Annotated in this window: 19 protein-coding genes and 1 tRNA gene; 9 read left to right on the top strand and 11 right to left on the bottom strand. The window is 69.3% G+C overall.

Annotated features, from left to right (window positions below; translation table 11 throughout):
* The first annotated feature begins 166 nt into the window (after positions 1 to 166).
* The gene (locus HW566_RS00705; RefSeq protein WP_178009533.1) at positions 167 to 766 is read left to right on the top strand and encodes a vitamin K epoxide reductase family protein; all 600 of its coding nucleotides are present in this window, start codon (positions 167 to 169) and stop codon (positions 764 to 766) included.
* Positions 767 to 873: 107 nt separating this feature from the next.
* Here HW566_RS00705 and ndk read toward each other — a convergent pair whose 3' ends face one another.
* Genes ndk through ileS form a run of 4 tightly spaced genes read right to left on the bottom strand, consistent with a single transcriptional unit; the run spans position 874 to position 6,398 of the window.
* Entirely contained in the window at positions 874 to 1,290 is a 417-nt protein-coding gene (gene ndk / locus HW566_RS00700) for a nucleoside-diphosphate kinase (protein WP_178009531.1), read from the bottom strand.
* 1 nt (position 1,291) lies between these two features.
* Positions 1,292 to 1,693: a DUF4233 domain-containing protein gene (locus HW566_RS00695; protein WP_178009530.1), complete on the bottom strand. Its 402-nt coding sequence runs from the start codon at positions 1,691 to 1,693 to the stop codon at positions 1,292 to 1,294.
* On the bottom strand, positions 1,681 to 3,033 hold the full coding sequence (locus tag HW566_RS00690) for a bifunctional folylpolyglutamate synthase/dihydrofolate synthase (protein ID WP_178009529.1): 1,353 nt from the start codon (positions 3,031 to 3,033) through the stop codon (positions 1,681 to 1,683). Before HW566_RS00690 ends, HW566_RS00695 begins: the two co-directional genes overlap by 13 nt.
* The gene (gene ileS, locus HW566_RS00685; RefSeq protein WP_178009527.1) at positions 3,030 to 6,398 is read right to left on the bottom strand and encodes an isoleucine--tRNA ligase; all 3,369 of its coding nucleotides are present in this window, start codon (positions 6,396 to 6,398) and stop codon (positions 3,030 to 3,032) included. The genes HW566_RS00690 and ileS overlap by 4 nt, the downstream gene beginning before the upstream one ends.
* A gap of 212 nt (positions 6,399 to 6,610) precedes the next feature.
* Between ileS and HW566_RS00680 the strand changes: the two genes are divergently transcribed.
* Entirely contained in the window at positions 6,611 to 7,303 is a 693-nt protein-coding gene (locus HW566_RS00680; protein WP_178009525.1) for a hypothetical protein, read from the top strand.
* Positions 7,300 to 7,806 (top strand): GNAT family N-acetyltransferase, encoded by a 507-nt coding sequence (locus HW566_RS00675; RefSeq protein ID WP_178009523.1) that lies wholly within the window; start codon positions 7,300 to 7,302, stop codon positions 7,804 to 7,806. Before HW566_RS00680 ends, HW566_RS00675 begins: the two co-directional genes overlap by 4 nt.
* Positions 7,807 to 7,831: 25 nt before the next feature.
* Here HW566_RS00675 and HW566_RS00670 read toward each other — a convergent pair whose 3' ends face one another.
* Positions 7,832 to 8,248, bottom strand: a complete 417-nt coding sequence (locus HW566_RS00670; protein ID WP_178009522.1) for an OsmC family protein — start codon at positions 8,246 to 8,248, stop codon at positions 7,832 to 7,834.
* A gap of 45 nt (positions 8,249 to 8,293) precedes the next feature.
* Here HW566_RS00670 and HW566_RS00665 point away from each other — a divergent pair, with 45 nt between their 5' ends.
* The 6 genes from HW566_RS00665 to HW566_RS00640 all read left to right on the top strand — a co-directional run bounded on the left by HW566_RS00665 (position 8,294) and on the right by HW566_RS00640 (position 15,649).
* Positions 8,294 to 9,058: an ATP-binding cassette domain-containing protein gene (locus tag HW566_RS00665; protein WP_178009520.1), complete on the top strand. Its 765-nt coding sequence runs from the start codon at positions 8,294 to 8,296 to the stop codon at positions 9,056 to 9,058.
* Positions 9,055 to 9,726: a methionine ABC transporter permease gene (locus HW566_RS00660; protein ID WP_178009518.1), complete on the top strand. Its 672-nt coding sequence runs from the start codon at positions 9,055 to 9,057 to the stop codon at positions 9,724 to 9,726. The genes HW566_RS00665 and HW566_RS00660 overlap by 4 nt, the downstream gene beginning before the upstream one ends.
* Positions 9,727 to 9,767: 41 nt before the next feature.
* Positions 9,768 to 10,595: a MetQ/NlpA family ABC transporter substrate-binding protein gene (locus HW566_RS00655; RefSeq protein WP_178009516.1), complete on the top strand. Its 828-nt coding sequence runs from the start codon at positions 9,768 to 9,770 to the stop codon at positions 10,593 to 10,595.
* A 102-nt stretch (positions 10,596 to 10,697) separates the two neighbouring features.
* Positions 10,698 to 13,277, top strand: coding sequence for a valine--tRNA ligase (gene valS, locus HW566_RS00650; RefSeq protein ID WP_178009515.1), 2,580 nt, complete (start codon positions 10,698 to 10,700; stop codon positions 13,275 to 13,277).
* A gap of 1 nt (position 13,278) precedes the next feature.
* Entirely contained in the window at positions 13,279 to 13,512 is a 234-nt protein-coding gene (locus HW566_RS00645) for a hypothetical protein (RefSeq protein WP_178009513.1), read from the top strand.
* Between the two features lie 85 nt (positions 13,513 to 13,597).
* The gene (locus HW566_RS00640) at positions 13,598 to 15,649 is read left to right on the top strand and encodes a M3 family metallopeptidase (protein WP_178009511.1); all 2,052 of its coding nucleotides are present in this window, start codon (positions 13,598 to 13,600) and stop codon (positions 15,647 to 15,649) included.
* 12 nt (positions 15,650 to 15,661) lie between these two features.
* Here HW566_RS00640 and HW566_RS00635 read toward each other — a convergent pair whose 3' ends face one another.
* The 6 genes from HW566_RS00635 to HW566_RS00610 form a co-directional block, all read right to left on the bottom strand.
* A complete protein-coding gene (locus HW566_RS00635; RefSeq protein WP_178009510.1) occupies positions 15,662 to 16,219 on the bottom strand; it encodes a dihydrofolate reductase family protein in 558 nt (185 codons plus the stop codon).
* A gap of 132 nt (positions 16,220 to 16,351) precedes the next feature.
* Complete coding sequence (clpX, locus tag HW566_RS00630) at positions 16,352 to 17,620, bottom strand: ATP-dependent Clp protease ATP-binding subunit ClpX (protein ID WP_178009508.1); 1,269 nt, start codon at positions 17,618 to 17,620, stop codon at positions 16,352 to 16,354.
* 172 nt (positions 17,621 to 17,792) lie between these two features.
* Positions 17,793 to 18,458, bottom strand: coding sequence for an ATP-dependent Clp protease proteolytic subunit (locus tag HW566_RS00625; protein ID WP_178009506.1), 666 nt, complete (start codon positions 18,456 to 18,458; stop codon positions 17,793 to 17,795).
* A gap of 23 nt (positions 18,459 to 18,481) precedes the next feature.
* A complete protein-coding gene (locus HW566_RS00620; RefSeq protein WP_178009504.1) occupies positions 18,482 to 19,066 on the bottom strand; it encodes an ATP-dependent Clp protease proteolytic subunit in 585 nt (194 codons plus the stop codon).
* A 164-nt stretch (positions 19,067 to 19,230) separates the two neighbouring features.
* Entirely contained in the window at positions 19,231 to 20,781 is a 1,551-nt protein-coding gene (gene tig, locus HW566_RS00615) for a trigger factor (RefSeq protein WP_178009502.1), read from the bottom strand.
* A gap of 71 nt (positions 20,782 to 20,852) precedes the next feature.
* Positions 20,853 to 20,926, bottom strand: a tRNA-Pro gene (locus HW566_RS00610).
* Between the last annotated feature and the right edge of the window lie 106 nt (positions 20,927 to 21,032).

Here is a 21,032-nt window from a genome sequence, read left to right as displayed (position 1 = left end):
CGGCCTGCGTGGGCAGCCATTGCCCGAAGTCTCTCGTGATGCCCTGTCGCAGCGCGGCTGCTCACGGGCGTCGACCACCAGTATCGCACTACCCGCGGCCCGATGTGGGACGCGGTGCCCCGACGCTCACGGCGGAGGCATCGGCACCGGTGGGATAATCGCGGCCATGCCCACTCCCCGCAGCCACGCCCGCCCCGTCGCTCTCGCCGTCTGGCTCATGATCGCGGGGGTCATCGGATGGGTGGCCGCGTTCGCGCTGACCACCGAACGGCTGCACCTGCTCGAAGACGGCACGGCCACGGCATCCTGCGATTTCAACCTGGTGGTCCAGTGCGGGGCCAACCTCACCTCGGCCCAGGGCGCGGTGTTCGGCTTCCCCAATCCGCTGCTCGGCCTGACCGGGTGGGTGGCGCCGATCGTCGTCGGGGCCGCGATCCTCGCGGGCGCGCGGTTCGCCAGGTGGTTCTGGGTGCTGTTCTGGGCGGGGATCGCGTTCGCGTTCGGGTTCGTGGTGTGGCTCATCTCGCAGAGCATCTTCGTGCTCGGCACCCTCTGCCCGTGGTGCATGGTGACATGGTTCGTCACCATCCCCACCTTCTACCTCGTCACCCTGCACCTGCTGAGGTCGGGCGTCGTTCCGCTCCCCCGGCGTGCCCGCGCGGTGGCCGCGACCCTCACCGGTTGGGTCCCGCTCCTCGCCGTGCTGAGCTACGTGGCGATCGCCGTGGTGGCGCAGGTGCGACTGGATTGGATCGGCTACCTCTGATCCGCGCGAGCACCGCAGCCCGCGGTTCCTTCGCTCCCAGGGAGCCGGCCCGCGTCGGCGGGATGACTCCGGCAGCGGAATGAGCCGCGGGCTGTAGGCGACGAGCCTCAGCCGAACCAGATGCCGAGCTCGCGCGCAGCGGACTCGGGGCTGTCGGACCCGTGGACGAGGTTCTGCTGGACGGCGAGACCCCAGTCGCGCCCGAAGTCGCCGCGGACGGTTCCCGGGGCCGCAGTCGTCGGGTCGGTGGTGCCGGCCAGCGACCGGAAGCCTTCGATCACACGGTTCCCGGCCAGGCGGATAGCCACCGACGGGCCACTCTGCATGAACTCCAGCAGCGGCTCGTAGAACGGCTTCCCGGCGTGCTCGGCGTAGTGCTTCTCGAGCCGTTCGCGATCGGGCTCGACGAGGCGGATGTCGACGAGCGCGTATCCCTTTGCCTCGATGCGGGCCAGGATCGCGCCGGTGAGGCCGCGGGCCACGCCGTCGGGCTTGACGAGGACGAGGGTCTCTTCGGTGGGCATGTCAGTCTCCGTTCGATTCGTCGGCTGCCAGGGCGGCGTTGCGCCGGTCGAGGGCAGCCCCCTTGATCGTCGCATACGCGTACATCGCGCCGAAAACGACGGCCACGATGCCGAGTGCCGGCACGAGGAACACCCCCAGGGCGAGGATCGCCTGCAGCGCCCACCCCAGCGCGATGCCCCACCGGTGTCGCAGCGCCCCGGCGGTCAGGATCATCACGAGAGCCAGCAGCGACCCGAGCACGACGCCCCACCACGACGGGACGGATGCCGGCAACGCGTCCAGACCGTAGACCGTGAGGCCGCCCAGGAACACCACGATCGACTCGAACCCGAGGACCACCGAACCGAGGGATTCCGCGGCGCCGCGGCGCCGACGGGGACGGGGCGCGCTCACGACCGCCATCCCGACTTCCAGTCCTCCGCGTTCGCCAGCGCGATGGCCTCGCCGGCCAGCACGACCGACCCGGCGATCACGACGGCCCGGCGATCGGCAGCGGAGGCCCACTCCCGCGCGGCCTCCGCGGCTTCGATGAGGTCGCGGTGCTCGGTGACCGCGACACCGCGCTCCTCCGCGAGGTCGGCGACGAGCACGGGCTCGGACGCGCGCTCGGAGTCGGGCGCGGTCGCGAACACGTGGGCGGCGACCGGCGCGAGGGCGGCGACGATCCCGTCGGCGTCCTTGTCGCCCAGCACGCCCAGGACGACGCCCCATTCGTCGAAGTCGAACGACTCCCGAAGCGCGCCGGCGAGAGCGTGGGCGCCGTGCGGGTTGTGAGCACTGTCGACGAGCACGGTCGGGGAGACCCCGAGCAGCTGCAGGCGCCCCGGCGAGGTCACCGCACCCAGCCCGTCGGCGACGACCTCGGGGTGGAGTCCCTGGTCGTCGGCTCCGATCAGCGCCTCCACCGCCGCCACCGCGAGCGCGGCGTTCTCGGCCTGGTGAGAGCCGTAGAGGGGAAGATACAGCTCGGGGTACTCCCCCGCGCGGCCCCGCACGCTCACCTGCTGCCCGCCGACGGCGAGGTTGTGCGCCGTCAGGCCGAAGTCGACGCCCGAGAAGCCCACCGTCGCTGAGACCTCGGCCGCGCGGGCACGGATCGCGGCGGCCGCCTCGGGGGTCTGCGCCGCCGAGACCACGGAGGCTCCGGGCTTGATGATCCCCGCCTTGACCTCGGCGATCTCGGCGACCGTCGCGCCGAGGCGGTCGGCATGGTCGAGGGCGACGGGTCCGATGACGGCGACGTCCCCGTCGGCGGTGTTGGTGGAATCCCAGGCGCCGCCCATACCCACCTCGACGACGGCGACATCGACGGGGGCGTCGGCGAACGCGACGAAGGCGAGCACCGTCAGCAACTCGAAGTACGTCAGCGGCGCGTCGCCTGCGGCATCCAGCTCGGCGTCGACGAGGTCGACGAAGGGCTCGATCTCCTCCCAGGCGTCGGCCACGGCGGCATCGGCGATCGGCTCGCCGTCCACCATGATGCGCTCGGTGAAGCGCTCGAGATGCGGACTGGTGAACAACCCCGTCCGCAGCCCGTGCGCGCGGACCAGGCTTTCGATCATGCGGCTCGTCGAGGTCTTGCCGTTGGTGCCGGTCACGTGGACGACACGGTACGTGCGCTGCGGGTCGTCCAACAGTTCCAGGACGCGCCGCGTGCGCTCGACGCGCGGCTGCACCCATTGCTCGCCCTGGCGCTGGAGCAGTGCGGCGTAGACGGCGTCCGCGCGTGCCTGATCGGTCATGCGTTCTCTCCTGCTCTGCCGACGTGGACGGCGAAGTCTCCGGCGTTGGCGTACGTCCCCGCCGCGACACGCGCGCTGTGCTCGACCGCGCCGACCTCGCGCCACTGCGACAGCAGCTCGCCGTCGGGGCCAGCGATGGAGTACGCCACGGCGAGGGTCTCGCCCGCGACGTCCGCGACTTCGAAGGCCTCGGCCACGGCCGCGGCGTCACCGGCATCCGCGAACTCGAGGTCGAGACGGATGCGGTCGCTCACCTCGAACCCGGCGGCCTTTCGCGTGTCCTGCACCGCGCGGACGACATCGCGCGCGAGTCCCTCCGCTTCCAGCTGCGAAGTGGTGGTGGTGTCGAGCAGCACGAAGCCGCCGCCCGAGAGCAGGGCGATCGCCGTGCCCTCGGCGACGCCGCCCGCTTCGAGCGTCAGATCGTACTCGCCCGGCTCGAGCGGCACCCCGTCGACGACGACGACGCCGTCCTCCTCGGACCAGACACCCGCGCGGGCGCCGGCGATGACCTGCTGCACCCGCTTGCCCAGACGCGGGCCCGCCGCCCGGGCGTTGACCGAGAGTCGCCGGCTGATGCCGTAGGAGGCTGCCAGGTCGTCGGCGAGCTCGAGCGCCGCGACCTGCTTGACGTTGAGCTCGTCGCGCAGGATGTCCTCGAACTGGGCGAGTTCCGCGGCGCCGGCCACCGCGACCGTCAATCCCGGCAGCGGCAGACGCACCCGCTTGCCCTCCTTCTTGCGCAGCGCGTTGGTCACCGAGGAGACCTCGCGCACGGCGTCCATGGCCGAACGGATGTCCCTCGCGGGGGCGAACGCGCCGGCGTCCGGCCAGTCCTCCAGGTGCACGCTGCGCCCCCCGGTCAGGCCCTGCCAGATGCGTTCGCTCACGAGCGGGAGCAACGGCGCAGCGACGCGCGTCAGCGTCTCCAGCACGGTGTACAGGGTGTCGAAGGCCTCGGTGGAGGTCTCGTCCCCCGGACGCACGCCCTCCCAGAACCGGTCGCGCGAGCGGCGGATGTACCAGTTGGTCAGAGCCTCGCCGAAATCGCGCAGCTTGGCCGCGGCCATCGTCGAGTCGAGGGCCTCGAGGTCCGTCGCGACCTCGCGCACGAGGTCACCGGTGAGGGCGAGGATGTGGCGGTCGAGGACGTTCGCCGAATCGGTGCGCCATCGCGCCTGATAGCCGGAACCCGCCGGGCCCCCCGCGGCGTTGGCGTACGTCGCGAAGAAGTACCACGTGTTCCACAGCGGAAGCAGGAACTCGCGCACGCCCGCTCGGATCCCCTCCTCCGTCACGACGAGGTTGCCCCCGCGCAGCACCGACGAGCTCATGAGGAACCAGCGCATCGCGTCGGACCCGTCGCGGTCGAACACCTCCGACACGTCGGGGTAGTTGCGCAAGGACTTCGACATCTTCTGACCGTCGCTGCCCAGCACGATGCCGTGACAGGCGACTCCCGAGAAGGCCGGACGGTCGAACAGCGCCCCCGAGAGCACGTGCATGACGTAGAACCAGCCGCGCGTCTGACCGATGTACTCGACGATGAAGTCGGCCGGAGCGTGCTCGTCGAACCACCCGCGGTTCTCGAACGGGTAGTGCACCTGGGCGTAGGGCATCGACCCGGAGTCGAACCAGACGTCGAAGACGTCCTCGATCCGCCGCATCGTCGATCGTCCCGTCGGGTCGTCGGGGTTCGGACGGGTGAGATCGTCGATGTACGGCCGATGCAGGTCGACCGCGCCCGACTCGTTCCGCGGCAGACGCCCGAAGTCGCGCTCGATGTCGGCCAGCGAGCCGTAGACGTCGACCCGCGGATACTCGGGGTCATCGCTCTTCCAGACCGGAATCGGCGAGCCCCAGAAGCGGTTGCGGCTGATCGACCAGTCGCGGGCGCCCTCGAGCCACTTGCCGAACTGCCCGTGCTTGACGTTCTCCGGGGCCCACGTGATCTGCTCGTTCAGCTCGAGCAGACGGTCCTTGATGGCCGTGACCCGCACGAACCAGCTCGACACCGCTTTGTAGATGAGAGGGTTCCGACAGCGCCAGCAGTGCGGGTACGAGTGCTCGTAGCTGGCTTCGCGCAGCAGCCGACCCTCGGCCTTAAGCAGACGGATGAGCGGCCGGTTCGCATCCATCCAGAGCTCGCCGGCGACATCGGCGACCTGCGGCAGGAAGCGACCTCCGTCGTCGAGGCTCATGATGAGCGGGATGCCCGCGGCGGCGGTCACGCGCTGGTCGTCCTCACCGTAGGCCGGGGCCTGGTGCACGATGCCGGTGCCGTCGGTCGTGGTCACGTAGTCGTCGACGAGGACGCGCCACGCGCTCGCCGTCCCCCATGTCTCGGTGTCGGCGTAGTAGTCGAACAGACGGTCGTACTGCACGTCCGCGAGGTCGGCGCCCACGACGGTCCGCTCGACCGCCTCGCGCGCCTCCTCGGCCGACGCGTACCCGAGATCCTTGGCGTAGCCCGCCAGCAGGTCCGCGGCCAGCAGGTACCGGTGCGCGTCCGCCTCGGCGCGGTCCTCGTGCACGTCGGCGGCTCCGGCCGGTCCGCCCGGCAGCACGACGTAGTCGATCGCCGGACCCACCGCGAGGGCGAGGTTGGTCGGCAGCGTCCACGGCGTGGTCGTCCACGCCAGCGCGCGCACGCCCGTGAGTCCCAGCGACTCCGCCTTGGCGCCCACGAACGGGAAGGTGACCGTCACCGACGGGTCCTGACGCATCTTGTAGACGTCGTCGTCCATCCGCAGCTCGTGGTTCGACAGCGGCGTCTCGTCGCGCCAGCAGTAGGGCAGGACGCGGTGGCCCTCGTAGGCGAGGTCCTTGTCCCACAGTTCCTTGAAGGCCCACAGCACCGACTCCATGAAGGACGGGTCGAGCGTCTTGTAGCCTCGCTCGAAGTCCACCCAGCGCGCCTGCCGGGTGACGTAGTCCTCCCACTCACGGGTGTACTCGAGCACCGACGACCGCGCCTTGGCGTTGAACGCGGCGATACCCATCTGCTCGATCTCGCTCTTCTCGGTGATCCCGAGCTGCTTCATCGCCTCGAGCTCGGCGGGCAGCCCGTGGGTGTCCCAGCCGAAGACGCGGTCGACCTTCTTGCCTCGCATCGTCTGGAAGCGGGGGAAGAGGTCCTTCGCGTAGCCGGTGAGCAGATGGCCGTAGTGAGGCAGACCGTTCGCGAAGGGCGGACCGTCGTAGAACACCCACTCGGGCGCGCCCTCGCGGCGCTCGATCGATGCGCGGAAGGTGTCGTCGTGCTCCCAGAACGCGAGGACGTCGCGCTCGACATCGGGAAAGCGCGGGCTGGGCACGACGCTGTCGGCGGCGGGGCCGGAGGCAGAGGGTCGGGGGTATGTCATGGCATCTCTCGCAGGGTCGGACTTCCTGCGAGGACGATCGTTCGACCGCGGTACCACCCCGCTTGCCCCGGAGGGCCACTCTCCCAGCGGCTGTGACGGGCCTGCCCCGCTCGGTTCTACCGGGCGGTGGACCGCCGTTCTTCCGAGAGCTCCCCGGTGATGGCCGGATCGGTGCTGATCTGCCCATCATACCGTCGGCCTACGCTGAAGGCATGGCACGCCCCCGACTCCGTCCCGCTCCCCCGCGCGGCAGCGAACCCGACCTCCCCCGCCATCTCGTCGCCGGCAGGTTGGCGCGGCGCGCGGAGCTCACCGAGGCGTCGATCCGACTCGAAGCGACGGCCGACGGTGCTCATGCCCGGCTGAGCGAGAGCCGCCTCGTCGCAGCATCCGTCGATCGCCTCGATCTGACGGGGGCGGTACTGGCCGACGTCGTCATCGATGATCCGGCCGCCGCGGAGATCGTCGCCCGGGACGGCAGCTGGCGATCGGTGCGCCTGTCCGGAGGGCGGATCGGCACTCTCGACCTGTCGCGCGGCCGTTGGGACGGGGTGCTGCTGCGCGGAGTGCGGGTGGACTACCTGTCGGTTCCGGCGTCGACGCTGCGCGACGTCACCTTCTCGGGGTGCCGCATCGGGACACTCGACGCCCCGGGGGCCGTTCTCGAACGCGTTCGGTTCGAGGACACAGCGGTCGACGAGTTCGACACGCGCGAGATGCGCTCGACCGACCTCGACCTCCGCGGGCTCGACGTCCTCGCCTTCACGGACGTGCGGGCGCTTCGAGAGGCGACCATGTCGGAGCGGCAGGTCGAGGCCCACGCTCGCGCCCTCGCGACGGCGCTCGGCATCGATGTGCAGGAAGAGCGCCACCCGGTCGCCGCACGCTCGGGCTCGTCGTCGTGATCGCCCGCACCGAGCGGCTCGTGCTCCGGCCGATGACCGCGGACGATCTCGAGCCGCTGCGCGCGATCCTCAGCGATCCGATCGCCATGACCGCGTACGAGGGCGCGTTCGATGACGACGAGAGCGCGCAGTGGCTCGCGCGGAACCTGCGTCGCTACGACGACGACGGGTTCGGTCTGTGGGCCGTCGACCTCGCCGGATCCGGGATGATCGGCCAGTGCGGCATCACCCGCCAGCGCATCGACGACGACGAGGTCCTCGAGGTCGGGTACCTCTTCCGGCGAGCGTATTGGCACCGCGGATACGCGGCCGAGGCCGCCACGGCGGCACGGGACTGGGGGTTTCGCGAACTCGGGGCCGAGACCATCTGGGCGAAGGTGCGCGACACCAACCTCGCATCGATGAACGTCGCGATCCGCTTGGGGATGACGGTGCGTCGCCGATTCGTCGTCCGCTATCGCGGGGTCGACATGCCGCACCTGGGTTTCGCCGTCGACCGGTGATCGCGCCCGGTCGTGCTCGCGTCCGTCAGCGCGCCGCCCACGCCTCGGTCTCCACGGAGACCGTCGCGGCGCCCTGGAGCAGCCGTGACACCGGGCACCGATCGTGCACGTCGGCCGCGAGCCGCGCTGTCGCCGTCTCGTCGAGTCCCTCCGCCGAGACGAAGGCGGTCACCACGAACTCGTAGCCCGTGCGCTCCTCGGCGTCTCGCATCGCGACCTCGACACGAACGGCGGTACGCCGAGCTCGCTGCACCACGGCCTGCGCCGTCGCGTTCAGACACGTCGCCCACGACAGCGCGAGGAGCTGCTCGGGATTGCTCGCCGCAGGATCGTGGTGCGGATCGAGCGGGTTGCTGACGGCGACCGCGAGTCCGCCGGGCACGCGGGTGACGCCGACCCCTCCGTCGTCGTTGAAAGCTGACGTGCGGTACCGGACACTCATACCCCGACTATAGTTGAACGTCGTCCAACTATTGGAGGATGCCGCGTGCCCACGCCCGACCTTCCGGTCTCCCTCGCCGGCGTCGATGTCACCTACCCGGACGGTACCCGGGCGCTCTCGAACGTCGGCGTCGACGTCCGCGACGGCGAGATCTTCGGCGTGATCGGCGAGAGCGGGGCCGGGAAGAGCACCCTCCTCGGCCTCCTCACCGGCGAGCTCACCGCATCGTCCGGCGCCGTCTCGGTGCTCGGGACCGACCCTGCCCGGCTGTCCCCGCCCGAGCTGCGCGCGTTGCGTCGCCGTATCGGCGTGGTCTTCCAGGGCGTGCACCTGCTCGCCAATCGCACGGTGCGCGAGAACGTCGCCGTGCAGCTCGCCGTCGGCACGCCGCGGCGCACGCCTGCAGACAGGCGCGAGCACCGGAGCCGGGTGGAGGAGGCGGTGAGATTCGTCGGACTCGACGGCAAGCTGGACGCGTACCCGGCGCAACTCAGCGGTGGTCAGCGGCAGCGCGTGGGGATCGCCCGCGCGCTGGTCTCGCGTCCGCGGCTGCTGCTGTGCGATGAGCCCACCTCGTCCCTCGATGCCACGACGACCGACGGCGTGCTCGAGCTCCTCCGAGAGGCACGCGATCGCTTCGGCACGACGGTCGTCGTCGTCACGCACGATCTCGCCGTCGTCCGCCGGATCTGCGACCGTGTGGCCCTGTTCGAGTCGGGTGTCCTCCGCGAGGTGCTGACGGTCGGTCCCGCGGTCGAACGCGAGCGGGGCAGCTACCTGGACCGGGCCCGACGGGAGCTCGGCGCATGAGCGCCCTCGTCGAATCGCTCGCGCGCCGGGGCGACGACCTGCTCGAGGCCCTCGCGCAGACGGGGTACATGCTGGTCGTCGCTCTGGCGGCAGCCGTCGTGCTCGGGCTGCCCCTCGGCATGCTCGTCTACCTCACGCGTCGTGGGGGCGTCTCCGAGAATCGGGCACTGTGGTGGGTGGGCAACATGTTCATCAACGTCGTCCGCTCGTTCCCGTTCCTGCTGCTGGTCGTCTTCCTCGTGCCCGTCACGCGTCTCGTCTACGGCACCACTTTCGGAACGCCGGCCGCGACGTTCTCGCTGTGCTTCGTCGCGGTCGCCATCTACGCCCGCCTGGTCGAGCAGATCCTGCGAGAGATCAGCCCCGGCATCCCCCGTGTCGCCCGGACCATGGGCGCCACCGTTCCGCAGACGGTGACGCGGTTCCTGCTGCCCGAGGCCGTCCCGGGGCTGGTGTACGCGCTCACGTCGGCCACGATCAGCCTGCTGTCCTACTCCACCGTGCTCGGTGTCGTCGGCGGCGGCGGTGTCGGCGACTTCGCGCTGCGCTACGGCTACCAGGAGTACGACTATCCCCTCATGTACTTCACCATCACCGTCATCCTCATCGTCGTGCTCGTCATCCAGTCAGCCGGCCACCGGCTGTCGGTCCGACTCGACCACCGCTGACCCCTCCCACCCGCCCCACCGACTCTCACGAGGAGAACCCCATGCCCGTCCGCTCGCTCCGATCCCGTTTCACCGCGGCCGCCGTCGCCGCCGTCGTGTCGGCTGCCCTGCTCGCCGGTTGCTCGCCCGCCGCCTCCGAGGCCGAGCCCGCCGACGGCCCCGTGACCTTGCGCGTGGGGGCCGTCACCGCGCCGGCCACCGACATCGTCGAGGCCGCCGGGGAGGCCATCGCCGACGGCTACGAGATCGAGCTGGTCGAGGTGTCGGACTACGTCACCATCAACAACATGCTCGCTGCCGGCGACATCGATGCGAACTTCTCTCAGCACGAGCCCTACATGAGCGAGTTCAACGCCAAGAACGGCGCCTCGCTCGAGGCGGTGCAGCCGATCTACAACTTCGTGATCGCCTTCTACTCCAAGACCCTCGACGACATCGCGGGGCTCCCCGACGGGGCGACCGTGGCGATCCCCAATGACTCCTCGAACGCCGCGCGCGCGCTCAAGATGCTCGCCGATGCGGATCTCATCACGCTCGCGGACGGCATCGACCCGTACGCCGCGACTCTGGACGACGTCGCGGCGAACCCGCGGAACCTCCAGTTCCTCTCGCTCGAGATCAACCAGCTGAACACCGCGTACGACGAGGCCGACCTCGTGTTCCAGTGGCCGTCGCACATCGCCGCACTGGGACTGACGCCGCAGGACGACGGGCTGCTCACCGAGCTGGACGACCGGTTCGCGCTGCAGCTGGTCGTCCCGAGCGAGGACGCCGACTCCGACGCCACCCGCGCGCTGGTCGACGCGTTCACCGGCGACGAGGTGCGTGAGGTCATCTCGGGCAACGCCACCATCGAAGCCGCGTTCTGAACTCCGGCGGGGCGCGGTCCTCGCGCCCCGCCGAGTAGACTCGGGGGGCACCCACACTCAGGCACGCTCACACAGTGCCGCACATATCGCCGAGGAGTTCCGATGGCAGCGCACATCCCCGACAAGCCCGCACTCGAAGGCCTCGAAACCAAGTGGGACACCGCATGGACCGACCAGGGCACCTACCTGTTCGACCGTGCACGTGCGGCCGAGAGCGGCCGAGGCGGCGTGTTCTCCGTCGACACTCCGCCGCCGACCGCGTCGGGATCGCTCCACATCGGACACGTCTTCTCGTTCACCCACACCGACCTCATGGTGCGCTTCGAGCGCATGCGCGGCAAGAGCGTGTTCTACCCGATGGGCTGGGACGACAACGGCCTGCCGACCGAACGCCGCGTCCAGAACTACTACGGCGTGCGTTGCGACCCGACACTCCCCTACGACGCCTCCTTCGTCCCACCGTTCGAGGGCGGCGACAACAAGTCGAGCCGCGCCGCCGACCAGGTGCCCATCAGCCGCCGCAACTTCATCGAGCTGTGCGAGAGGCTGACCATCGAGGACGAGAAGCAGTTCGAATCGCTGTTCCGGCAGCTCGGACTCTCGGTGGACTGGACCCAGACGTACCGCACCATCTCCGACGAGACGATCCGCACGAGCCAGCTCGCGTTCCTGCGCAACCTCGAGCGCGGCGAGGCGTACCAGGCTCTGGCGCCCACGCTGTGGGACATCGACTTCCGTTCGGCGATCGCCCAGGCCGAGCTCGAGGACCGCGATCAGCAGGCGTCCTACCACCGCATCGCCTTCCACAAGACCGACGGCACGGGCGACATCCATATCGAGACGACACGTCCCGAGCTCCTCGCCGCGTGCGTCGCACTCGTGGCGAACCCCGATGACGAGCGCTACAAGCCCTACTTCGGACAGACCGTCCGCACGCCCCTCTTCGACGTCGAGGTGCCGGTGCTGGCCCACCCGCTCGCGCAGCAGGACAAGGGATCGGGCATCGCGATGATCTGCACGTTCGGCGACGTCACCGACATCATCTGGTGGCGTGAGCTCGATCTGCCCAACCGCACCATTCTCGGTGCCGACGGACGTATCCTCCCCGACGCACCCGACGTCATCGTCACCGAGGCGGCCCGTCGGGCGTACGCCGAGCTGGCCGGCAAGACCGTCTTCAGCGCCAAGAAGCGCGTCGTCGAACTGCTCGAGGAGTCGGGTGAGCTGCTCGCCGTGTCGAAGCCGTTCACCCATCCGGTGAAGTTCTTCGAGAAGGGCGACCGGCCCCTCGAGATCGTCTCGACGCGTCAGTGGTACCTGCGCAACGGCGCCCGCGACGAGGACCTCCGCGCGCGTCTGATCTCGCTCGGGAACGAGATGTCGTGGCACCCCGAGTTCATGCGGGTGCGCTACGAGAACTGGACCAATGGCCTGACCGGCGATTGGCTCGTGTCCCGCCAGCGCTTCTTCGGCGTGCCGATCCCGGTCTGGTACGGCCTGGACGAGAACGGCGAGCGGGACTACGCACGGGTCATCACGCCCGCCGCCGACCGGCTCCCGATCGACCCCACGACCGATGTCCCCGACGGGTACACCGCCGACCAGCGCGGCGTCGCCGGCGGCTTCGACGCAGAGCGCGACATCTTCGACACCTGGGCGACCTCCTCGCTCACCCCCCAGCTGGCCGGCGGCTGGCAGCGCGACGAGGAGCTGTGGGACCTCGTCGCCCCCTTCGATCTGCGCCCACAGGGTCAGGACATCATCCGCACGTGGCTGTTCTCGACCATGCTGCGCAGCGCTCTCGAGGACGGCCGTGCCCCCTGGTCGGATGCCGCGATCTCCGGCTTCATCGTCGACCCCGATCGCAAGAAGATGTCGAAGTCGAAGGGGAACGTCGTGACACCGGCGGACATCCTCGCGCAGCACGGCACGGACGCCGTGCGCTACTGGGCGGCATCGAGCCGTCTCGGATCGGACGCGGCGTTCGACCCGCAGAACCCGACACAGGTCAAGATCGGGCGCCGCCTCGCGATCAAGGTCCTCAACGCCGCGAAGTTCGTGCTGTCGTTCCCGGTCCCCGAGGGCGCCGAGGTGACGCACGATCTGGATGCCGCCATGCTCGCCACTCTCGACAAGGTCATCGTCGACGCGACGCGCGCGTTCGAGGGCTATGACCACGCCCGCGCACTGGAGATCACCGAGGCGTTCTTCTGGACCTTCTGCGACGACTATCTCGAGCTCGTCAAGGAGCGCGCCTACAACCAGGCCGACAGCGGCCAGGCTTCAGCCGCGCTCGCCCTGCGTCTGGCCCTGTCCTCGCTGCTGCGCCTGCTCGCTCCGGTACTGTCGTTCGCCACGGAGGAGGCCTGGTCCTGGTTCGAGGAGGGTTCGGTGCACACGGCACCCTGGCCGCAGCCGCGCGAGGTCGACGGCGACCCTGCCGTTCTGACGGCCGCGAGCACAGCACTCATCGGTATTCGTCGCGCCAAGACCGAAGCGAAGGCATCACAGAAGACCCCCGTCACGGTGCTGACCCTGCGCGCGGACGCGGCGACCGTCGCGCGTCTGCGCCGCGCGGAAGGCGATCTGAAAGCGGTCGGGCGTATCGCCGAACTCGAACTCGAGGACGGCGAGGGCGAGCTGCTCGTCGAGCGCGTCGAACTCGCACCCCAGGAGGTTTGACATGAGACTCGGAACCCGATGGGAAAGCGGCGACGAGGCACCCGCTGCCGTCCCCGCGACGCTGCGCGAACAGATCCGCCAGGTCGACCGGATCATCGACACCGATCCCCGGCCGAAGTGGACGCTGACGTGGCTCGAGGGGCGTCCTGTCGCAGAGCTCGAGACCGGCGTGGTGGTCTCGCTCGATGCCGAGGGCCGCGCTGTCGTCGGACAGATCGACGACGACACGTTCTGACCCGGGTGCTTCGGGCGGGAGCGGGCGGCGGGCTCAGGTCCCGGCCCCGACGGGGGCTTCAGCGCCCCGCACCTAGGCTGAACTCATGACGGATTCGCTCAACCCGCTCCTGTCCGGCCCCTCGTTGCCCCATGGTCTCCCCGACTACCGGATCATCGCGCCCGAGCACTACCTGCCGGCGTTCCGTGAGGGCTTCCGCCGGCAGCGCGAGGAGGTCGAGACGATCGCGTCGGCGACCGACGAGCCGACATTCGCGAACACCGTCGCGGCATGGGAGACCAGCGGCGAGCTGCTGGGGCAGGTCGCGCGTACCTTCTCCACGGTCGCCTCCGCGGATGCGACGCCGGACATCCAACGCATCGACGAGGAGCTCGCCCCGCTCATGTCGGCGCACACGGACGCGATCCTTCTCGACTCGCGCCTCTACGCCCGCGTGGAGCGCGTTCATCGGAAGCGCGAAGAGCTCGAGCTCACTCCCGAGGAGCACTACCTGGTCGAGCGACGGTTCACGCAGATGACCCACGCGGGAGCGGCTCTCGGCGATGTCGACAAGCAGCGGCTGACGGCGCTCAACGGCAGGCTCTCCGTGCTGACCACCACGTTCGAGAAGAACCTCCTCGCCGACACGAACGACCTCGCCGTCGTCTTCGACGCGGTCGAAGATCTCGCGGGCCTCAGCGATGGAGAGATCTCGGCCGCAGCGCGCGCCGCTGCCGAACGCGGATTGCCCGACCGCTACGTCATCGGCCTCAGGCTGTTCACCAGCCACCCCCTGCTCGCATCGCTGCGCCATCGCACGAGCCGCCGCCGGCTGCTCGAGGCGTCGACGGCCCGGGGATCGCGAGCGGGAGCACACGACAACCGGCCGGTTCTTCTCGAGATCGTGCGACTGCGCGCGCAACGGGCCGAGCTCCTCGGGTTCGCTTCGCACGCCGCCTACGTGACCTCGGATCAGACGGCCGGCACACCGGAGGCCGTCGCCGGACTGCTGCGCCGACTCGCTCCCGCCGCCGCACGCAATGCCACGCGCGAGAAAGCGGCGTTGGAGAGCATCGCGGGCGCCGGGCTCGAGGACGGGATCGGCGCGGCCGACTGGCCGTTCTACACCGAGCAGGTGCGCAGCGCCGAGCTCGACATCGACACCGCCGCCCTGCGGCCCTGGTTCGAGGCCGAGCGGGTGCTGCACGACGGCGTCTTCTTCGCGGCCGGTCGACTGTACGGCATCTCGTTCCGCGAGCGCCCGGACCTCCCGGCCTACCACCCCCACGCGCGGGTCTTCGAGGTGACCGATGCGGACGGCTCGCATCTGGGATTGTTCATCCTCGACCTCTACACCCGCGACACCAAGCGCGGCGGCGCGTGGATGAACTCCATCGCATCTCACTCCACCCTGCGCGGGACGGCCCCGATCGTCGTCAACAACCTGAACGTCTCGCAGCCGTCTCCCGGAACACCGACGCTGCTCACCCTCGACGAGGTCGCGACGCTCTTCCATGAGTTCGGCCACGCGCTGCACGGCCTCTTCGCTCGGGTGACCTATCCCAGCTTCGCGGGCACGAACGTGTTCCGCGATTTCGTCGAGTTCCCGAGCCAGGTCAACGAGATGTGGATGTTCCGGCCCGAGATCCTCGAGAACTACGCCCGACATGTCGAGACCGGCGAGCCCCTCCCCGTCGAGGTCGTCGCCCGCCTCGAGGCTTCCGGGGCGTTCAACCAGGGGTTCGCCACGAGCGAGTACCTCGCGGCGGCGTGGCTCGACCTCGCGTGGCACTCGCTCTCGGCCGAGGCCGCAGGCGCGGTCGACGATGTCGCCGCCTTCGAGGCGCGGGCGCTGTCCGACATCGGTCTGGACGACCCTGCCGTCCGGCCGCGCTATTCGTCGACCTACTTCGCGCACGTGTTCTCCGGCGGCTACAGCGCGGGCTACTACTCGTACATCTGGAGTGAGGTCCTCGACGCCGATACCGTCGAGTGGTTCGACGAGAACGGCGGATCGACGCGAGCGAACGGCGACCGGTTCCGGGAGTTCGTCCTCGGCGTCGGTGGGTCGCGCGATCCGCTCGCCGCCTACCGGGACTTCCGCGGACGGGACGCGCGCATCGAGCCGCTGCTCGCCCGCCGCGGCCTGGACGCGTGACGGCTCGCCGACTCAGGCGGCGCCGACCCCGTAGACCAGCCGCGCGAACTGCCCGACGGCACGGGCGGACTGCAACCGGAGTCGGTCCGATCCGATCCGTCGGGGCAGGAGCGGTGCGCCCGCCCCGAGCGTGACCGGCGCGATCGATACGGCGATCTCGTCGAGGGCGCCCGCATCGAAGAACTGACCGGCCAGGTCTCCCCCGCCGACGACCCAGATGTCGCGATCGCCTGCCACCGCGCGTATGCGCGGAAGCACCGTGCCGACGGCACCGGAGACGAAGGTGATGTCGGCCCCGTGAGGCCGGGGCAGGTCCCGCGTGGTGAAGACGAACGTCGGGCGGTCGCCGTGGAACTCCTGCCAGCGCTCGGGGTGGGCGAGGATGTCGGACTCGGCGAGCACCCACTCGTACGTCGTCGAGCCCTCGACGACGACCCCGGCCCCGCCGGGCAGAAGGTCGTCGCTGGGAGCCTCACCGCCCTCGACGGCGAACAACCAGGCGAGCGAGTTGGCGGAGTCCGCGATGAACCCGTCGAGCGACGTCGCCGTATCGAAGATGATCCGTCCCATGATGTGTCCTCCCCGCGCGCAACGCCGAATCGGTCGACACAGCACATCGACACTATGTGCGACCACCGACACTGCAGGACCGAGCTACGGGGCTGCAGCGGTTGCACCGCAGCCCCGGCGAGGAACGCGACGTCAGGCGCTCTTGCGCTTCTGCCGCAGCACCAGGGTGGGTGCCGCACGCTCGTCGACGGCTGCGCGGGTCACGATGACCTTATCGACGTCGTCGGCCGAGGGGATCTCGAACATGATCGGACCCAGCACGTCCTCGAGGATGGCTCGCAGCCCGCGCGCACCCGTCTTGCGGGCGACAGCCAGGTCGGCGATGGCGCGGAGGGCATCCTCCTCGAACTCGAGCTCGACACCGTCGAGCTCGAACATGCGCTGGTACTGCTTCACGAACGCGTTGCGGGGGCCCGTCAGGATCTCGATCAGAGCCTTCTGATCGAGCGGAGCGACGGAGGTCACGACGGGCAGACGTCCGATGAACTCCGGGATCAGGCCGAACTTGTGCAGGTCCTCGGGCTCGACCTCGCGGAACAGGTCGAGCTGCTTGTCCTTCTCCTGCAGCCGCGCGCCGAATCCGACACCGTGCTTGCCGACGCGCGAGGAGATGATCTCCTCGAGCCCGGCGAAGGCACCGGCCACGATGAAGAGCACGTTCGTCGTGTCGATCTGGATGAACTCCTGGTGCGGGTGCTTGCGACCACCCTGCGGCGGAACCGAGGCGACCGTTCCTTCCAGGATCTTCAGCAAAGCCTGCTGGACACCCTCACCCGACACGTCGCGCGTGATCGAGGGGTTCTCCGCCTTGCGCGCGATCTTGTCGACCTCGTCGATGTAGATGATCCCCGTCTCGGCGCGTTTGACGTCGAAGTCCGCAGCCTGCAGGAGCTTGAGGAGGATGTTCTCGACGTCCTCGCCGACGTACCCTGCCTCGGTCAGTGCCGTCGCATCGGCCACGGCGAACGGCACGTTCAACCGCTTCGCGAGCGTCTGCGCGAGATACGTCTTGCCGCATCCGGTCGGTCCGAGGAGCAGGATGTTGCTCTTGGCGATCTCGACGTCGTCCGCGCGCTGCTCGGCCGGCTGCAGCGTCGTGTGTGCTCGGACGCGCTTGTAGTGGTTGTAGACGGCGACGGAGAGCGCACGCTTGGCCGGGTCCTGTCCGACGACGTACTCCTCGAGGAACGAGAAGATCTCACGGGGCTTGGGCAGATCGAAGTCCGCGACGGTCTCGTCGCCGGACTCGGCCATCCGCTCTTCGATGATCTCGTTGCACAGCTCGACGCACTCGTCGCAGATGTAGACGCCGGGACCTGCGATCAGCTGCTGGACCTGCTTCTGACTCTTGCCGCAGAACGAGCACTTGAACAGGTCGGCGCTCTCACCGATGCGAGCCATGTACCCTCCTGGATGCCGGATGCCGCCGTCCCCCACGGGAACGCGGTGTTCCGAGCCTAACCTCTCCCGCAGACAACCAGCGGATTTGCGTCACCTTCGTCGGGATCGGCCACGAACGGGACGCGAACGGCCCCGGAACGCTCCGGGGCCGTTCGGTTCGCCGTCGCGAGACTCAGGCGGTGATGGCCGCGGGGGTCCGCTTACGCGAGGTCAGCACCTGGTCGACGATGCCGTACTCCATCGCCTCGTGTGCCGAGAGGATCTTGTCGCGATCGATGTCCTTGTTGACCTGCTCCTGCGTGCGATTGGTGTGACGCGCCATCGTCTCCTCGAGCCAGGTGCGCATCCGGAGGATCTCCGCGGCCTGGATCTCGATGTCGGATGCCTGTCCGTGACCGGCCTCGCCCACCGCCGGCTGGTGGATCAGAATGCGCGCGTTGGGAAGAGCGAGGCGCTTGCCGGGCGCACCGGCCGCGAGCAGCACCGACGCGGCGGAGGCCGCCTGCCCCAGGACGACGGTCTGGATCTGCGGCGAGACGTACTGCATCGTGTCGTAGATCGCGGTCATCGCCGTGAAGGATCCGCCGGGCGAGTTGATGTACATGATGATGTCGCGGTCGGGGTCCTGCGACTCGAGAACGAGCAGCTGGGCCATGACATCGTCGGCCGAGGCGTCGTCGACCTGCACACCGAGGAAGATCACGCGGTCTTCGAACAGCTTGTTGTAGGGGTCCTGGCGCTTGTAGCCGTAGGCGGTGCGCTCCTCGAACTGCGGCAGGATGTACCGGCTCGAGGGCAGGGCAACGCCGTGGGGAAGGCCGAAGGCGGGTGTGTTCATCGTTTTGTGTCTCCTTCGGTCGATCAGTTCTCGGTGCCGCCGCCGCCGACGACGTCCGTCGCCGACTCGCGGATGTGGTCGACGAAGCCGTACTCGAGAGCCTCGGCCGCGGTGAACCAGCGGTCCCGGTCACCGTCCGCGTTGACCTGTTCGACAGATTTGCCGGTCTGGGCGGCAGTGATCTCGGCGAGGCGCCGCTTCATGTCGAGGATCAACTGCGCCTGCGTCTGGATGTCGCTCGAGGTGCCGCCGAACCCGCCGTGCGGCTGGTGCAGGAGCACACGGGCATTGGGCGTGATGTAGCGCTTGCCCTTCGTGCCCGCCGTCAGCAGCAGCTGGCCCATCGAGGCGGCCATGCCGATCCCGACCGTGACGATGTCGTTCGGCACGAACTGCATCGTGTCGTAGATCGCCATGCCCGCGGTGATCGACCCACCGGGTGAGTTGATGTAGAGGAAGATGTCCTTCTCAGAGTCCTCGGCTGCGAGCAGGAGGATCTTCGCGCAGATCTCGTTCGCGTTATCGTCGCGCACCTCCGACCCGAGCCAGATGATGCGGTCCTTCAGCAGTCTGTCGAAGACGCTGGTTGCGATGAGGGGGTCAGCCATGTGTGCTCCTGATCCGAAGTTTCGTGACGTGTCGAATCTACCGAGGCGATCGGCGTGCCCCGACCGTGTTCGCCGTGGGCATAGCCGCCCGGCGGCCGGGGACGACGGAGGGGGCGGATGCCGCAGCATCCGCCCCCTCCGTGCCGGTCAGCCCGGCGTGCGGATCACTCCGCGGCGGTGTCGTCCGCCGCCTTCTTGGCCGGCGCCTTCTTGGCGGGAGCCTTCTTGGCCGGCGCCTTCTTGGCCGGAGCCTTCTCGGCTTCCGCCTCGGCGGGCGCCTCGTCGGCGGCCTCGGCCTTCTTCTTGGCCGGCGCGCGCTTGGCCGGAGCCTTCTTCTTCGGCGCCTCCTCGGCGGCGATCACGGCATCGGCGTCGGCGGCCGCGTCGGCGATCTCCTCGGCCTCGTCGACGACCTCGTCGGCAGCGCCCTCCTCGCCCTCCACGGCGATGAAGCCGGTCAGGTCGACGGACTTGCCGTCGGTGTCGACGACGCTGACCTTGCCGAGCACGATCGCGAGGGCCTTGTTGCGGGCGACCTCGCCGACCATGACCGGCAGCTGGCCGTTCTGCTGCAGAGCGTTGACGAAGTCCTGGGGAGCCATGCCGTACTGGCCGGAGGCCTGGATCAGATACTGGGTGAGCTCGTCCTGCGAGACCTGCACCTCATGAGCCTCGGCGATCTTGTCGAGGATCATCTGGGTGCGGAACTGCTTCTCGCTGGCCTCGGCGACCTCGGCGCGGTGCACGTCGTCTTCCAGACGGCCCTCGCCCTCGAGGTGTGCGTGCACCTCGTCCTCGACCAGACCGGCCGGAACGGGGATCTCGGCCTTCTCGAGGAGCGCGTCGACGAGCTTGTCGCGCGCGGCAGCGCCCTGGGTGAAGACGCTCTGCTGCGAGACGCGCTCGACGAGGCTCTCGCGCAGTTCGGCGATGGTGTCGAACTCGCTCGCCATCTGAGCGAAGTCGTCGTCGGCATCGGGGAGCTCGCGCTCCTTGACGGCGGTCACGGTCACGGCGACCTCGGCCTCTTCACCGGCGTGGTCGCCGCCGACGAGCTTGGAGCGGAACGTGGTGTCCTCGCCCGCCGTGAGCGACTCGACCGCCTCGTCGATGCCCTCGAGCAGCTCGCCCGAGCCCACCTCGTACGAGACCCCTTCGGCGCGGTCGATCTCGTTGCCGTCGATGGTGGCGACGAGATCGAGCTCGACGAAGTCGCCCGTCTTCGCAGGCCGGTCGACGGTCACGAGGGTGCCGAAGCGACCACGCAGGCGGTCGAGCTCCTCGTCGATGGCGGCGTCGTCGGTGGCGACGGCGTCGACCTCGATCGTGATGTCGTCATAGGACGGCAGCTCGAAATCGGGCCGTACGTCGACCTCGACCTCGACCTTGAGGTCGCCGGTGAAGTCCTTATCGCTCGGCCAGTCGACGACCTCGGCCGACGGACGGCCCAGGACGCGCAGCTCGTTGGTGGTGACGGCCTCGCGGTAGAACCCGTCGAGCCCCTCGCTCACCGCGTGCTCGATGACCGCGCCACGGCCGACGCGCTGGTCGATGATCGGGGCGGGCACCTTGCCCTTGCGGAAGCCGGGGATCTGCACGTCCTGAGCGATGTGCTCGTATGCGTGGGCGATGCTCGGCTTGAGCTCATCCGGGCTGACCGTGATGTGGAGCTTCACCCGGGTGGGGCTGAGCGTCTCGACGGTGCTGGTGACCATACCTGTCGTTCTCCTTTATGCGGCCGCGCAGCGCGCGGCCGATCGGTGGTCTGGGTTCGTGGGGGCCGTAGTCGGGGCGACAGGATTTGAACCTGCGGCCTCCCGCTCCCAAAGCGGGCGCTCTACCAAGCTGAGCTACGCCCCGGGCGCGCCGCGACATGCGTCGGAAACGGCCGTGTTCAGTCTAGCCGACGGAGTCCGCTAGACTCGTCGGGTTGCTGTTCGCGAGGCCGTCAGGCCCAGCGGAACGC

Source organism: Microbacterium oleivorans (assembly GCF_013389665.1).
In the GTDB taxonomy this organism is placed as follows: Bacteria; Actinomycetota; Actinomycetes; order Actinomycetales; family Microbacteriaceae; genus Microbacterium; species Microbacterium oleivorans_C.
The sequence above is the reverse complement of the archived record's forward strand: the minus strand, read 5'-3'. Positions and strand labels throughout refer to the sequence as shown.

Coding starts and splice junctions, on each gene's coding strand:
- HW566_RS00690 (WP_178009529.1), bottom strand. CDS start 3,033: ATGACCGATCAGGCACGCGCGGACGCCGTCTACGCCGCACTGCTCCAG.
- ileS (WP_178009527.1), bottom strand. CDS start 6,398: ATGACATACCCCCGACCCTCTGCCTCCGGCCCCGCCGCCGACAGCGTC.
- tig (WP_178009502.1), bottom strand. CDS start 20,781: ATGGTCACCAGCACCGTCGAGACGCTCAGCCCCACCCGGGTGAAGCTC.
- HW566_RS00645 (WP_178009513.1), top strand. CDS start 13,279: ATGAGACTCGGAACCCGATGGGAAAGCGGCGACGAGGCACCCGCTGCC.
- ndk (WP_178009531.1), bottom strand. CDS start 1,290: ATGCCCACCGAAGAGACCCTCGTCCTCGTCAAGCCCGACGGCGTGGCC.
- HW566_RS00680 (WP_178009525.1), top strand. CDS start 6,611: ATGGCACGCCCCCGACTCCGTCCCGCTCCCCCGCGCGGCAGCGAACCC.
- HW566_RS00635 (WP_178009510.1), bottom strand. CDS start 16,219: ATGGGACGGATCATCTTCGATACGGCGACGTCGCTCGACGGGTTCATC.
- HW566_RS00670 (WP_178009522.1), bottom strand. CDS start 8,248: ATGAGTGTCCGGTACCGCACGTCAGCTTTCAACGACGACGGAGGGGTC.
- HW566_RS00640 (WP_178009511.1), top strand. CDS start 13,598: ATGACGGATTCGCTCAACCCGCTCCTGTCCGGCCCCTCGTTGCCCCAT.
- HW566_RS00695 (WP_178009530.1), bottom strand. CDS start 1,693: ATGGCGGTCGTGAGCGCGCCCCGTCCCCGTCGGCGCCGCGGCGCCGCG.
- HW566_RS00620 (WP_178009504.1), bottom strand. CDS start 19,066: ATGGCTGACCCCCTCATCGCAACCAGCGTCTTCGACAGACTGCTGAAG.
- HW566_RS00660 (WP_178009518.1), top strand. CDS start 9,055: ATGAGCGCCCTCGTCGAATCGCTCGCGCGCCGGGGCGACGACCTGCTC.
- valS (WP_178009515.1), top strand. CDS start 10,698: ATGGCAGCGCACATCCCCGACAAGCCCGCACTCGAAGGCCTCGAAACC.
- HW566_RS00655 (WP_178009516.1), top strand. CDS start 9,768: ATGCCCGTCCGCTCGCTCCGATCCCGTTTCACCGCGGCCGCCGTCGCC.
- clpX (WP_178009508.1), bottom strand. CDS start 17,620: ATGGCTCGCATCGGTGAGAGCGCCGACCTGTTCAAGTGCTCGTTCTGC.
- HW566_RS00705 (WP_178009533.1), top strand. CDS start 167: ATGCCCACTCCCCGCAGCCACGCCCGCCCCGTCGCTCTCGCCGTCTGG.
- HW566_RS00625 (WP_178009506.1), bottom strand. CDS start 18,458: ATGAACACACCCGCCTTCGGCCTTCCCCACGGCGTTGCCCTGCCCTCG.